The organism is Aquirufa sp. ROCK2-A2 (assembly GCF_054558485.1).
Genome location: NZ_JBPXKA010000004.1, coordinates 54,084 through 69,414 on the forward strand (window position 1 = coordinate 54,084; position 15,331 = coordinate 69,414).

Below are 15,331 nucleotides of genomic sequence, written 5' to 3' on the forward strand. Positions count from 1 at the left end.
AGGATAACAAACAATCAACACAAACATCAACTAGCAAAACGCTGAAAACCAATTCCTGAACCTACTTTAGAGTTCCCATCCGTTTCAGCTTCTTCCTCTGCCAATTCCAAAAGCAGTTCACTCACCAGTGACTCATCGGCAAAGGAATTAATCAAATCAGCTTTGATCACAATATTTTGAATATTAGCCCCCGTCAAATCAAATTCACTTAATTGATCAATTAGATACTGATTGTTTTTTAAATGATTAGGTAATTTGGATTTCCATAAATGTTGTCGAGTTTCAAATGAAGGTCGTTTTACTTCCAATTTGAATAAAAATCTTCTAAAAAAGGCCGGATCTACCGAACCATCCATAAACTGATTAGTCGTTCCAATGATTAAACCAGAAAAATTATCCAAATTTTGAAGTAATTGTGTTTGAGCCTGATTCATAAAATGATCCAAACTCCTTTCTATTTGAACACGTATACCCATTAAAGAATCAATTTCTTGAAAGACCAAGCAAACTTTTTTGTTTTTTGATTCATCTTCATATGCTTTAAAAAGGCGCTCAATCGCTTTGGGAGTATCACCTACATATTTCGATTCAATTGCAGAAGAATGTACTTCCATTAAATGAAAACCCAATTCAGCACAAATCATTTTAGATAATAGGGTTTTACCTGTTCCTGGAGCACCATGCAGGATGATGCCACAACGGGTGCTTTTCAATTTATCAAGTGAGATATTCTTTAAAATCTTCAATAAACGATTGACTCTTTTCAATTCATCCCCATTATTGAAAATCATTTCTTCTTTGTTAAATGATTCCGGTGAGAACAAGGTGTATTCTCTATTTTTTTTATTCTTTGCCATCGGGGATATTTGTAATCCCCAATCTGGAAAAATACAATCAATACTTTTTTCTGTAATTCGAATGCCACCTTCCCGTGGAAAAAAATCATCTTCAGATAATTCCCAATAATTATTTTCAATCAAGGGATGATTTTGTAATGCATATCGAAACTTGATGAAATCACGATTACTCGACAAAATGGATTGAAAATTTTCAATATCAATACATGTTATTGTTCCGGCATCTACGATAAACCGGCTTAGGCTAAACATCCATAGTACACAATCCAATCTAGAAAATTGGACCAACATGTCATTCAATTTACTAGAAAGCGGCAAATGACTCAATTCATTTGTCAAATGATCAAAAAATAAAGAGGCAAATTGCATCCCAACTGATAAATCCTTCGCTATTTTAAAAAAATGATAATATTCCGCTAAAAATAAGGTTTCATCTATCAAAAAATTCGACTTAGGAGCATGAGCAATAAATACTTTTTGAAATTTTCCTCGATCATCATCCAAGTAAAATGACATTAAATTGCGTCTTAAAGGACAGCACTCAAACAAAAACTCTAAGCAAGTCAAATCATTTTTCGGTAGAATTGTACGAAACCTCGAAATAAATTCTTTTGAACGTAATTTTCCTTCAAGCACCAAAGAATCTCCATCATCGGCTAAATCAAAATCATCTAGCCATTGACCATTTTTAGGACTTGAATACTTCATTTTATTCAAACGAAATTTTTCATAATATTTTTCAAATACAATTGTTTCCATGATGCTAACGGTTAAAATTATCCTTGATTTAACATAATCTGATTGACAATTAAACTATTGGGAAATTCAAAATTCACTTTGGTTATTCCCAATTTGTTCAATACCTCTACACGGTCAGCAGCAAGTTTGAAGCCTTGAGGTTTTTGAATCAAATGGATACCCAAATTTTCTTGGAGCATGAAGAGGTACCTGCGAACTTGCCGCACCGAACAATCCATTTTAAGAGCCATGATATCCAAGCGTGTAAACACATTTCGATCCATCAAAAACAATCCAAGCTTACGAACCCTATGTAAGGTATGAGATGTTAATTTTTGATTTTCAACTTTCATATGACTGCCAAATTTAAGGTATATTTTATCCAGGGAAACAAGGATGGCAAAAGTATGAATTAATCAAAAATCTACCAATCTAAGAATGAATTAATAAAGACAAAATTATGGGGAAAACAGAATCAAATAAGCTAAAATAGGCTCAAATGACGAATATTTGACAATAAAATTTAGTGACAAAATTCAAATAAGTCAGGATGAAATAATTTATTCCAGATTACTAATCATTTCAAATAAAAAATAAATAGTGACAAAATTTGACAAAAATAAATGAATCATATATCTATAAACCGATCCCTAATTCAAGTAAATTTTGTTGAATATTTTTTTGATAAAACTCTTTCAAAGCGATAATAAATTCAGGGGATTGAATTTGTATGTGATTCAAGCAGCCAAGACAAAAACCAACCAGTGGATCAGGCCGAACGATTTCCATTTGAATACGAAATTGTGGATGTTGAACAGAGTCGCCAATGTATTCAACCTGAGTAATTAATTGAGGAAAATGTAATTCAAATAATTTCAATGCCATTAAATCCATATCAATCACAACCGGAATCAATGATTGACCTTTAATTAAATAACCAAATTTATCCCTCGACAAATCTTGATTTTCATCGTTCAATAATACCGTTGGAATACGATCTTTTAATTTCTCTTCTCCTCCCATTCGGGTTAACAAAAAGGTTTTCAACACATAGCCTTCCTCATTTTGTGGCTCCATGTCGAACGCATACAATTCATGGTTAACCGAATTAAAGTAAACAGGCGAGACAATTCGATCACGAATATTCAAACCATTCAAAGAAGTATAATTCAACAAACGCATTTGAAACTTGATCTTACTTTCATTGACATGTTTTTCAAACCATTTGATTCGATCTATGATTTGATGATCGATCAAATTCTCAGCCTTTTTACGCTCCGAATAAATGTGCAATAATTTATTTCGAATTTGGGTTTGAACCTGAATATCTGGGTAATCCATCATGGCAAGGTACATCGATTGGATTTCATCCGCACTAAAAGTTAATTGTTGGCCCTCAGGAACTGCCCGATCAATGGAATATCGCCCGTTGATTTTATTAACTGGAAATTTTAATTGATCTTCAATGATATTCAAATATCGAAAAATACTTCTTGAATTAACACCCAATTTTTTTTCTAAGGTAGCTCGACTAACAGGTAATTTTTGCTCCAATAGAAAAAGAAGCATTTGCATCACTCGGTCTTGAGTAGATTTGGATTTAATGATTGAATCAAGAGAGGATTTTGACGATTTATTTGACATACGAATCAAACATTCAAAAAAGCCCTTTCATTTTACAACAAAAGGGCTTCGCATTATTACAAGACAATATTAACAATTCGCTTAGGAACGACAATTACTTTTTTAGGTGCCGCTCCTGCCAAAATTTTCAAAACTTGGTCATTGGACAATACCGACAACTCAATTTCTTGAGGACTAGCCGTCGCGGAAAATGGAATGGTTAATTTTACTTTACCATTGAATGAAATCGGATATTTGAATTCATCTTCTTCCAAGAAATTGGCATTGAATACAGGGAATTTTGCTGTAGAAAGCGAACCTGCCTCCTCGCCCAAAGCCACCCATAATTCTTCTGAAATATGCGGTGCGTAAGGAGATAATAAAATAACTAATTCTCGTAAAACTGATTTTTTAGCACATTTCAACTGCGTTAAATCATTTACACAAATCATCAATGTGGAAACAACCGTATTGAAAGAATACCGTTCTAAATCATCTTGAACCTTTCGAATGGCAGTATGCAAGACCTTTAATTCTTCTGGTTTTGCCGCTTCATCACTAAGCTTCAATTTAAAATTAACATCATCAAAAAACAAACGCCAAACCTTTCTCAAGAAATTATGTGAACCCGAAATACTATTGGTATTCCAAGGTTTAAATTGCTCCAATGGTCCCAAAAACATTTCATACACCCGCAAGGTATCAGCCCCATATTTGGCGATTAAATCGTCTGGATTAACTACATTGAATTTAGATTTCGACATTTTCTCAACTTCCCAACCACAAATATATTTTCCATCCTTTAAAATGAATTCCGCATCCGCAGGCACATCATTTCGGCTAGATTTGAATGCTTCCACATCCAATAGGTCATTTTCGACAATATTTACATCGACGTGCAAAGCGGCCACATCATATTGATCTTTTAATCCATGAGATACAAAAGTCACCTTGGCTGCATCTTTCACTCGGTAAACAAAATTTGACCGACCTTGAATCATACCTTGATTGATCAATTTCTTAGCAAACTCCTCTTCTTTCACATAGCCCAAATCTTTCAGGAATTTGTTCCAAAAACGCGAATACAACAAATGACCTGTAGCATGTTCAGAACCTCCAATGTATAAATCGACCGCTTGCCAATATTCAATGGATTCTTTACTAGCAAAGAAATCCTTATTTTGAGCATCCATGTATCGATACCAATACCAAGAAGAACCCGCCCAACCTGGCATAGTTGACCATTCATAATCATATTTACCTTGGTACTTCCAAGACTCAGCAGCTCTTCCTAAAGGTGGCTCACCGGTTTCTGTAGGCAAATATTTATCTATTTTGGGCAATTCCAAAGGTAATTCTGATTCCTCAATTAAATAAGGCAATAATTCACCAGTAGAGGTAGGTTTGAAATATACAGGAACAGGCTCTCCCCAATAACGCTGACGAGAAAATACTGCATTACGCATTCTGAACTGAATTTTACCTTTCCCTATTCCTTTTTCTTCCAACCAAGCAACTAATTTCTGAGTCGCAGCTTTATAGCCCAAACCATTGATCATACCAGAATGAATGTAAAGTCCTTCTTTGGTATTATCTGCTTGAGAATCAATTCCAACTTGCGCATCTAAAATGGGGATAATGGGCAAATCAAAATGTTTAGCAAAATTCCAATCGCGTTGATCACCAGAAGGAACGCCCATGACCGCACCCGTTCCATATCCCGCCAATACATAGTCTGCTAAGAAAATAGGCACTTTTTCATCATTCAAAGGATTGATGACATAAGACCCTGTAAAGACACCCGAAACTTGTTTTACTTCCGATAAACGATCTAATTCGGAACGAGATTTTGCCCAATTTATGTATTCGTCGACAGCTGATTGTTGCTCAGGCCTTGTCAAATCCAAAGCCCATTCATGTTCAGGAGCTAAAACCATGAAGGAAACGCCGTAAATCGTATCCACACGAGTGGTAAATACTTTAATTTTCTTTCCTTGCAATGATGTTGGAGCCTGATCAATATCAAATTCTACTTCAGCGCCTGTCGACTTACCAATCCAATTTCTTTGTTGTTCTTTCAATGAATCTGACCAATCAATTTCATCTAAACCACGCAACAAACGATCAGCATAAGCGGTAATCCGCATGGACCATTGTCGCATTTTCTTTTGCTCAACTGGATAGCCTCCTCTTTCAGAAAGACCATCTTTGACTTCATCATTAGCTAAAACGGTTCCTAAAGCTGGGCACCAATTTACCACCGAGTCATCTAAGTAGGCCAATCTAAAACCTAACAAATAAGCATATTTTTCTTCTTCGGAATAACTGTTCCAAGTCAAAGCATCAATGCGAGGCAATTCTTCGTCACAAACTGCTTTTAAACCAACAGAACCCTTTTGAGATAATATTATTTTCAAAGAATCAATGGATTCCGCTTTATCCGCTTCTTGGTTGTACCAAGAATTAAACAATTGCATAAATATCCATTGCGTCCACTTATAATAAGAAGCATCGGATGTACGAACTTCCTTTGACCAGTCGAAAGAAAATCCCATATTTTTCAGTTGCTCAATATAGCGAGTGATATTTTGCTCAGTAGTAATAGCGGGATGTTGGCCAGTTTGAATAGCATATTGTTCAGCTGGTAAACCAAAGGAATCAAATCCCATTGGATGCAAAACTTGGTATCCTTGCAATCGTTTGTAACGTGCCACAATATCAGAGGCAATGTATCCTAGCGGGTGTCCAACATGTAGCCCTGCACCTGAAGGATAGGGAAACATATCTAACACATAATATTTGGGTTTATCCGGATTGATATTGGCTTGAAAGGTTTGATTACTTTCCCAAAACTGTTGCCATTGCTTTTCGATTTCACGAAACTGATACTCTGTACGCATGCGATTCTTCTAAATTTTTAAAAAGGATTGCAAATTACGGCTTTTTATTGAAAAAATATTTACTCTACTTTAATGATAGATTAAGTAAAGTCTATTAACTTTGTAGGTAAATATCAGAATCAACCCTTTATGTCGGCTGAATCCAACAAAGAACAGAACGAATCTAAATCGCATTTTCCAAGTGTATTTAAGGCATTAAATACGATTTGGAGCAGAGAAAGAAGCATCACAGAAGTGATTATTCACATCAGCAATGCGATTGCTTTGATGATTGTTGGACATTTATTGTTTACCTACTTTACTCCAGAAAAAATATCCGGATTATGGACAGAACTTACCCCGGACGTTTTGTATTATGTCATGGGTGGATTTATCGCGCAAATGATTGATGGTGCATTGGGGATGGCTTATGGTGTAACGGCTACAACTTTTCTATTATCGGTTGGCATAACGCCTGCGGCTGCATCGGCGAGTGTACATGCGTCTGAGGTTTTTACTTCTGGAGTTTCGGGCTACATGCACTTGAAATTTGGAAATGTGAATTCCAAATTATTCAAGACTTTGGTAATTCCAGGAATCATAGGAGCCATTTTAGGGGCTTATGTCCTTTCCAGTTTAGAGGATTATGCGGGTTATATCAAACCCATCGTATCGGTGTATACCTTAATTCTAGGCGGAATTATTATTAAAAAAGCTTTGATCAAACGTATTCAAAAGAAACCTACCAAACGTTTAGGTATTTTAGCCTTGTTTGGCGCCTATTTAGATTCCATCGGTGGTGGCGGCTGGGGGCCGATTGTTTCTTCTACCTTGATTGCATCAGGCAGACATCCTAAATACACCATTGGTTCAGTTAATTTAACCGAGTTTTTCGTTTCTCTAGCCAGCTCAATTACCTTCTTTACCGTTATCGGTTTAGGTTATTGGCAAGTTATTTTTGGTCTTATTCTTGGCGGAGTAATCGCGGCACCGATTGCAGCTAAATTGGCTAATAAAATCCCCGTTAAATCGATGATGATTTTGGTGGGATTAGTAGTCATCATTGTGTCCATCAGACAAATTGTTTTAGGTATACCGAAGTTTTTTTAATGTAATTGTCTAATCATTTCGATGGACAATTTCTAATCTATTTAATGCCTGCTGGTAAACCTCTTCCGGTCTAATGAGTTTAATTTCCATTGTTTAAATTTTAAAATACCAAGACTTTAATTATTGTTCAGAGACTGGATATTTTATCCAAAAATCTTTTAAACCTTTTTTAGAAATCAACCTCAAAATCTAAGATGTTTAAAAATAAATAAACAATTCCCAAAACGGGAACAACTTATTTGCCTCTATAAGGACTAATAAATTATTTCGATTTTGGGAATTATCTTATCAAGAAATTGATGAAAAACGGATACTATTCTAGGAGTAATTTTTGCGAGACTCGATGACCATTTTCTCCTAAAAACTCGACAAAATAGACTCCTTTATGGATAGGATTAATTTGCAAGCTTTTTGACTCATTCGCCCTTATCCTAACGTTTTCTAGAATTATTCTACCTAATAAATCAACCATTTTTAACTGCCCATTTTCATAAGTACGGACATAAAATTCACCTTGATTGGGATTAGGCCAGATTTGTATGTCTGCTTCCTTTTTTTCAAATATGGGAGAAGTTGAAGTGTTTTGAATGAGTCGAACTCCTCCTCCACCTGTCCCTATCACCAAATCTGCTTTTCCATCTTGGTTCCAATCCACCGATTGAATAGACGAATTTCTACCGACATTGCCTGATAAACCAGTAGGCATTTGTTTTTCTACTATTCGATTGTTAACCAAATCCATTTCGGCTATATGAAAAAAGCCCAATTTGTCGGTGCCAATCCATTGTTTTTTTCCGTCTCCAAATTCATCAACCAAATCAAAACTTTGTAAAGACCAGTTTTTTATATTGGTCATCGACAAAAAATCAGGGTTAATCAATTCCCATTCCAATTCTCCTAAAATATTTTCCTTGAGTTGAAAACGTTGAATTTGTCCGGTTTTAGTTAATAATAACCCATCCAATATTCCATCTTGATCCACATCTTTAAAATATGGAATTGTACCAGGATTCAGGGATTTTAAATCATAACTTTTCAGAATGGTTTGGCCTGCTAAAAGAACCTGCATTTGAGGATTGACAAAAGTTTCATAGTTGATTAACAAATCATTTTTTCCATCTGAATTCCAATCAGCTAATTGTAAACGAAGATCAGTTGCCTGTGTTTTTTCCGAAAATTTCAAAAAGTCATTGCTTCGAAATACAAAAGAAGATGAACTTTTACTCCCAACATTTTCATAGAAAAAGATAGACGCCCTCACTCCTTTTTCGCCTCTAATTCCTGAATTGCCTATCAATAAATCTAAATCTCCATCTTCATCCATATCCCAAAATACCGGACTTGCATTTTCCCCCACATCTATCATATCTTGTTGCAAAAATCCGTTCGACATTTTCGATAATTGAGTTCCATCCTTTTGAAAATAGACCAAATTTTGTTGAAAATTTTGAGTATAATTCACATTATCAGTCGTATTGGTAGAAACCAACAAATCCATATTTCCATCAAAATTCACATCCAGTGGACTAGCATAAGCGAAGGCACTTACTTGAATAGCTTGTCCGGAAGGAAAATTATACAAAGGAATAGAAAAAGAAGGGGTCAATCCAGATCCTTGGTTTTCTAAATGCACAAGATTTGAGCAAGAAATATGACCAAACAACAAACCAAATTGACCGTTTTTGTTGGTATCCCAAAGCGATACCGCATTTCCTACATGAAGAATTTTCTCTACACTTTTCAGGGATTGAGTCTGAACTGTATTACTTAGTGGTGAATTAAAAACGATATCTCGACAATCATTGTGAATAAAATTACCCCATCCTTGAACCGTCCGTTTAAAAACAAGTCCTGCTTTCGCCCCATTTTCAACACTAAAATTTTGATGTAATTCCAAGAAATGGCCGCCAGGCTCAAAGGCTAAAATATCGATGTCTCCATCCTTATCTAAATCGCCAATGGCAGGAATATCACTTGGTGCCACGTACAAATTAATTTTTCCGGAAAAACCTTCCGAATAAAGAGGATCCTGAAAAAGGGTAAATTGATTGACTTTACCTTGTCCCGTATTCCTAAATACTTTGATGCCCGCGGCTGTATAGGTAAATAAATCTTTCTTTCCATCACCATCAAAATCAATCAAATGCATCCAATTTTCCAAGAAAGGGAATGCATTTTCATAGATAGATGAATATTGGTAAGTGATGGATGAAGCCGTTATTTGTACCAAAAAAGTACTTAATTTTTGACAAGTCCGATCAAAAACCACTAAATCCTCAACACCGTCACCGTTCAAATCGATAGATTCTACTTGTGCTGAATTAAAACTACCTGAAAAAGGCATCTGTAGTGTTTTTCCATTTTGCTCGACTGGGAAATTGGGTATTTCTTTCCACTCTGCCATTTGAGAGAAAATTTTCGTTGGCAAGAGCAAGAAAAGAAGAAATACTAAAATTTTCATTCGATATTTGTGAACAATTTTGGAATAGGCATTGTAAAATTAAAATGAAGATCAACAATTCAACACTTTTATCGAAATTTTTATCCTGTACAGGAGTATCAACAGATACAAGAAAAGTTCAAAAAGGAAATCTCTTTTTTGCCTTAAAAGGGCCTAATTTCAATGCCAATCAATTAGCTGAGGAAGCAATTCAGAAAGGAGCTCAATTTGTTGTGATTGATGATGCGGAATTTGATGTATTTCCTGAAACCTTATTGGTAGAGGATAGCTTGAAAGCCTTGCAAGATTTAGCGAGTGAATACCGAAGAACACTAAAGATTCCTATTATTGGTTTAACAGGTTCCAATGGTAAAACAACTACAAAAGAATTGATTTTTTCAGTTTTGTCTCAAAAATTCCATTGTTATGCCACTATTGGCAATTTAAATAATCACATTGGTGTCCCCCTATCTATTTTAGCTATTCGACCTGAACATCAAATCGCTGTGATTGAAATGGGTGCAAATAAGCAAGGTGACATAAAAGAATTAGTCAATATCGCACAACCTACTCATGGCTTAATCACTAATATTGGGAAAGCTCATTTAGAGGGTTTTGGAGGAATAGAGGGTGTTAAAAAAGGCAAAGGTGAATTGTTCGAATATTTAGCTGAACATAATTCCACGGTTTTTATTCCTAACAATCAAAATGCCATTAGGGAAATCTTTGACAAATTCAGATTCTCGACAGTGGTGGAAGTAAATGAGGGAATACCTACTGAATTGATTGAAGCCAAACCTACTGTTGTTTATCAAACATCCACAGGCGAAAAAGTGACCAGTCATTTACCTGGCATTTATAATTTTGAAAATATTCAAATGGCTTTGACCGTTGGTCACCATTTTGGAATAAATGAGGCAGCATGCCATGAAGGCGTATCGGGCTATGCCCCAACTAACCATAGAAGTCAATTTTTAAAAATTGGAACAAATCAGGTTTTGATGGATGCCTACAATGCCAATCCATCCTCCATGGCGGCGGCAATTCAACATTTCAATGAAACGGACCATCATCCCAAAATTGTAATTTTAGGTGATATGTTCGAATTGGGAGAATCTTCTCAGGAGGAACATCAAGCCATTGGTCAACTTCTAGCCACATGTCAATTGGAAAAAATATTGTTAGTTGGCACCCATTTTCAACATGCATTGGTTCATTTACCTCAAGCATTTTATTTTCCAGATAAATTTGGCTTGCATAATTGGTTACAAGACAACCCAATTCATAACAGCTTTATATTAGTAAAGGGATCCAGAGGTATTCAATTGGAAAGCGTATTGGCTTTTTTGGAATAGGTAATAGGTAATAGGTAATTTAAAAATCTTACATCTTACATCTTACATCTTACATCTTTTTTGTATTTTTGCACTTTATTAAGAAATCGACATAAAAATCAATATGGCAAATTCATCCGGTACTTACGTACCATTCAAAGTAAAAGACATTGCATTGGCTGATTGGGGCCGCAAAGAAATTCAATTAGCCGAAGCAGAAATGCCAGGTTTAATGGCTCTTAGAGCAGAATTTGGAGCAGCACAACCCTTAAAAGGTGCAAGAATTGCAGGTTGCTTGCACATGACAATCCAAACAGCCGTTTTAATTGAAACCTTAACTGCTTTAGGTGCTGATGTAACATGGTCATCTTGTAATATTTTCTCTACTCAAGACCACGCAGCAGCAGCCATCGCAGCAGCTGGAATTCCTGTTTATGCTTGGAAAGGTATGAACGAAGAAGAATTCAACTGGTGTATTGAGCAAACTTTATTCTTTGGAGAAGAAAAACAACCTTTGAATATGATTTTGGACGATGGTGGCGATTTAACCAACATGGTTTTTGATGAGTATCCAGAATTGATCGAAGGTATTAAAGGGCTTTCTGAAGAAACCACAACCGGTGTACACCGTTTATACGAACGTATGAAAAACGGCACATTGCATTTACCCGCTATTAACGTGAATGACTCGGTTACTAAATCGAAATTTGATAACAAATATGGTTGTAAAGAATCATTAGTCGATGCGATTCGTCGTGCTACCGATTTAATGTTAGCTGGAAAAGTGGCTGTGGTAGCAGGTTATGGCGACGTTGGAAAAGGTTCAGCTGAATCGTTACGTGGGGCAGGTTGCCGAGTTTTAGTGACAGAAATTGACCCAATTTGTGCTTTACAAGCAGCAATGGACGGGTTTGAGGTTGTGCCGATGGATGAGGCCGCTTCTCGTGCCAACATTTTTGTTACAGCGACAGGTAATGTTAAAATTATCCGTGATCGCCATTTCAAAGCGATGAAAGACAAAGCGATTGTTTGTAACATTGGTCACTTTGATAATGAAATCGACATGGCATGGTTAAATGGAAACTATGGTTCTACCAAGAATCAAATCAAGCCACAGGTAGATATGTACACCATTAATGGAAAAAATGTCATTGTTTTGGCTGAAGGACGTTTGGTAAATTTAGGTTGTGCGATGGGTCACCCTTCATTTGTAATGTCAAATTCATTCTGTAATCAAACATTGGCGCAATTGGAACTTTGGGCAAATTCAGCTAATTATGAAAACAAAGTGTACATTTTGCCAAAGCATTTGGATGAAAAGGTAGCCTTTTTACATTTGGCACATATTGGCGCTAAATTAGAAAAACTAGAAAAAGAGCAAGCTGATTACATCGGTGTAAACGAAAATGGGCCGTTCAAACCTGAACATTATCGTTACTAGTCTTTATATATCTGAAATAAGATAATGACATATTTTTAAAAGCCTTGGGAATCCCCGAGGCTTTTTTTATATTTAATTTTTAATTAAAAATAAATGAAATACCTTTTAACCTTCTTGTTAATACCCGCTTTCTTTTGCTCATCCGCTCAAAAATTTACTCATGCGGATAGTTTAAGAGGAAACTTGAGTCGGGAAAGATCTAGTTTTGATGTTCAACATTATAAGCTTTCAGTTCGATTAGATATACCGAACAAATCGATACAAGGAAGCAATGAAATTAGTTTTCAAGTTGTTCAAGCAACTCCAAAAATACAAATCGATTTATTTGCGAACATGGACATTAAAGGGATTTCAGAAGCTGGAAAACCATTGAAATACCAAAGAGATGGAAATGCTATTTTCATTGAATTTGGTAAAACCTTAGCAAAAGGAGAAAACCATAAAATCTTGATTCGCTATTCTGGTCAACCAAGGGCTGCCGTTAGGCCACCTTGGGATGGCGGTTTTTCTTGGACCAAAGATCCAGAAAATAATGATTGGGTAACGGTTTCATGTGAAGGATTAGGTGCCTCTGTTTGGTGGCCTTGCAAAGACCATCCGTCTGATGAACCCGAATCCATGGATATACATATTGAAGCACCTAAAAATTTAACAGCTGTATCCAATGGCAATTTAGTTAGTCGGACAGAAAATAAAGAATCAGCTAAGAGTCATTGGAAGGTTTCTTATCCAATCAACACTTATAACGTATCTTTAAACATAGCAAACTATGCCCATTGGCAAGAAACACTAACGCAATACAATGGGAAAGATCTAAATTTAGACTACTACGTTTTAAAACCCAATTTGGACAAAGCACGAGCACATTTCCAACAATCAAGAGAAATGTTATTGATTTTTGAAAAATATTTTGGCCCATATCCTTTCCCACGTGACGGTTATGCTTTAGTAGAAACAGATTATTGGGGAATGGAACATCAAAGTGCTGTTGCTTACGGAAATCACTACAAAAACAATTCCTTTGGATTCGATTTTATCATCATACATGAATCGGCACATGAATGGTTTGGCAACTCTATTTCTTGTAAAGATCATGCGGATTTATGGATCCATGAAGCCACAGGTACATATGCAGAAGCTGTTTATTTAGAGGAAAAATCTGGAAAAGATGCTGCTCAGCGCTATTTAAATGGCCAAAAAAATAGCATCAAATATCGATTCCCAATCGTTGGACCTTATGGTGTCAATTATCAGAGTCCAGATTCAGACATGTATTTCAAAGGCACGTGGATGTTTCATACCTTAAGGAGTATTGTGAACAATGATGAATTATGGTTCAAAACAATTAAAGGATTCTGCGAAAAATTTTATCATAAAAATACCGATACCAAAGAGGTGTTGGACTACTTTGACAGCCAACTACATGCCTCTATCAAAGCCATTATGAACTTTTATTTATTCCGAACGGATTTACCTCAATTGGAATACAAAAGTGAACAAAAAGAAGGCAAATGGACATTACAATACCGTTGGGCAAATTTGGATGACAGCATAAACTTCCCTATCATTTTAAAAAATCAAAAGCAAATTACTCCGAAATCCAGTTGGCAGGAAATTATAATGGATCAAGAACCTAAAATTGATGTAGAACATTATTTAATAAATGTAGAAAAGCAATAATATTCGGCGGAATAATAAACAAAAAGCCGTATTTTTGCTCAAATTTTTAAAAAATTAGCATAATGAAATTTGGTGTAGTAGTTTTCCCAGGGTCAAATTGTGATGATGATACTGTAGGAGTGATTGAAAGTTTAGGTCATCAAGCTGTTAAGCTTTGGCACAAACAAACAAGTTTAGAAAATTGTGATTTTATCATAGTTCCAGGAGGCTTTTCCTATGGCGATTATTTGAGATCAGGAGCTATAGCTCGTTTTTCACCCATCATGGACAATGTCATTAAACATGCCAATGAGGGTGGTTATTTAATGGGTATTTGCAATGGCTTTCAAGTATTAGTAGAGGCGCATTTAGTACCTGGAGTTTTATTAAGAAATAATACTCAAAAATTTATCTCTAAAAATATTTATTTAAAGGCTGCTACCAATCACTCCTTGTTAACCCAAGAATTAGATTTAACAAAAGCCTATAAAATTCCGATTGCTCACGCAGAAGGAAGATATTTTACCGATGAGCGCACTTTGGCATCCTTAAAAGACAATGATCAAATCTTGTTTTATTATTGTGATGAAAATGGCCAAGTGAATGAAGCATCCAATCCCAATGGAAGTTTATTGAACATCGCAGGAATTTGCAACGAAGGCCGCAATGTATTTGGTATGATGCCACATCCAGAGCGTGCAGCAGATCCAGATTTAGCTAATACCGATGGTTTAGAAATCATCAAGCAATTGGTTATTTCTCATCAATTAGTTTAATTAATTTTTAACATTCAGATATTACAACAATGGATTTAGCGCAACAAACTGCAAAAACAGGCGATAAAGTAGCAGTACATTATACAGGAAAACATTCAGATGGTTCTATTTTCGATTCATCCGTAGGACGTACACCTTTAGAATTTCAATTAGGTTCAGGTATGGTCATCAAAGGATTTGATGATGGAGTAACAGGAATGAACATTGGCGACAAAAAAACCATTATTATTCCCGCTGTAGATGCTTATGGAGAACATTCTCCAGAAAATACGGTTACGATTGATCGTAATCAAATTCCTGCACATATGGAAATTGAAGTTGGTATGTCATTAAATATGCACCAAGATGGAGGTCAAGTGATTGAAGTTTTAATTACGGATTTGACAGAAACTCACGTTACTTTAGATGCAAATCACCCTTTAGCAGGAAGAGACTTAACTTTTGAATTGGAATTAGTTTCCATCAACTAATAAA

General features: G+C 35.6%; 11 protein-coding genes. 6 read left to right on the forward strand and 5 right to left on the reverse strand.

The window, feature by feature from the left end; genetic code table 11:
- Positions 1–26 precede the first annotated feature (26 nt).
- The 4 genes from V7S76_RS07690 to leuS form a co-directional block, all read right to left on the reverse strand.
- Positions 27–1,616 (reverse strand): ATP-binding protein, encoded by a 1,590-nt coding sequence (locus V7S76_RS07690; RefSeq protein ID WP_459509485.1) that lies wholly within the window; start codon positions 1,614–1,616, stop codon positions 27–29.
- 17 nt (positions 1,617–1,633) lie between these two features.
- A complete protein-coding gene (locus tag V7S76_RS07695) occupies positions 1,634–1,948 on the reverse strand; it encodes a hypothetical protein (RefSeq protein WP_459509486.1) in 315 nt (104 codons plus the stop codon).
- A gap of 283 nt (positions 1,949–2,231) precedes the next feature.
- Positions 2,232–3,239, reverse strand: a complete 1,008-nt coding sequence (locus V7S76_RS07700; RefSeq protein WP_459509487.1) for an HTH domain-containing protein — start codon at positions 3,237–3,239, stop codon at positions 2,232–2,234.
- Positions 3,240–3,295: 56 nt separating this feature from the next.
- Positions 3,296–6,118, reverse strand: a complete 2,823-nt coding sequence (gene leuS, locus V7S76_RS07705) for a leucine--tRNA ligase (RefSeq protein ID WP_459509488.1) — start codon at positions 6,116–6,118, stop codon at positions 3,296–3,298.
- A 129-nt stretch (positions 6,119–6,247) separates the two neighbouring features.
- On the opposite strand from leuS, the gene V7S76_RS07710 reads away from it, so the two are divergent.
- On the forward strand, positions 6,248–7,207 hold the full coding sequence (locus tag V7S76_RS07710) for a sulfite exporter TauE/SafE family protein (protein ID WP_459509489.1): 960 nt from the start codon (positions 6,248–6,250) through the stop codon (positions 7,205–7,207).
- 313 nt (positions 7,208–7,520) lie between these two features.
- Here V7S76_RS07710 and V7S76_RS07715 read toward each other — a convergent pair whose 3' ends face one another.
- Positions 7,521–9,611, reverse strand: a complete 2,091-nt coding sequence (locus V7S76_RS07715; protein ID WP_459509490.1) for an FG-GAP-like repeat-containing protein — start codon at positions 9,609–9,611, stop codon at positions 7,521–7,523.
- Between the two features lie 101 nt (positions 9,612–9,712).
- Between V7S76_RS07715 and V7S76_RS07720 the strand changes: the two genes are divergently transcribed.
- The 5 genes from V7S76_RS07720 to V7S76_RS07740 all read left to right on the forward strand — a co-directional run bounded on the left by V7S76_RS07720 (position 9,713) and on the right by V7S76_RS07740 (position 15,327).
- The gene (locus tag V7S76_RS07720) at positions 9,713–11,002 is read left to right on the forward strand and encodes a UDP-N-acetylmuramoyl-tripeptide--D-alanyl-D-alanine ligase (protein ID WP_459509491.1); all 1,290 of its coding nucleotides are present in this window, start codon (positions 9,713–9,715) and stop codon (positions 11,000–11,002) included.
- Positions 11,003–11,105: 103 nt separating this feature from the next.
- Positions 11,106–12,422: an adenosylhomocysteinase gene (ahcY, locus tag V7S76_RS07725; protein ID WP_459509492.1), complete on the forward strand. Its 1,317-nt coding sequence runs from the start codon at positions 11,106–11,108 to the stop codon at positions 12,420–12,422.
- A gap of 93 nt (positions 12,423–12,515) precedes the next feature.
- Positions 12,516–14,102: a M1 family metallopeptidase gene (locus tag V7S76_RS07730; protein ID WP_459509493.1), complete on the forward strand. Its 1,587-nt coding sequence runs from the start codon at positions 12,516–12,518 to the stop codon at positions 14,100–14,102.
- A gap of 62 nt (positions 14,103–14,164) precedes the next feature.
- Entirely contained in the window at positions 14,165–14,857 is a 693-nt protein-coding gene (gene purQ, locus V7S76_RS07735; RefSeq protein ID WP_459509494.1) for a phosphoribosylformylglycinamidine synthase I, read from the forward strand.
- A gap of 29 nt (positions 14,858–14,886) precedes the next feature.
- The gene (locus tag V7S76_RS07740) at positions 14,887–15,327 is read left to right on the forward strand and encodes an FKBP-type peptidyl-prolyl cis-trans isomerase (RefSeq protein WP_459509495.1); all 441 of its coding nucleotides are present in this window, start codon (positions 14,887–14,889) and stop codon (positions 15,325–15,327) included.
- The last annotated feature ends 4 nt before the right edge of the window (positions 15,328–15,331 follow it).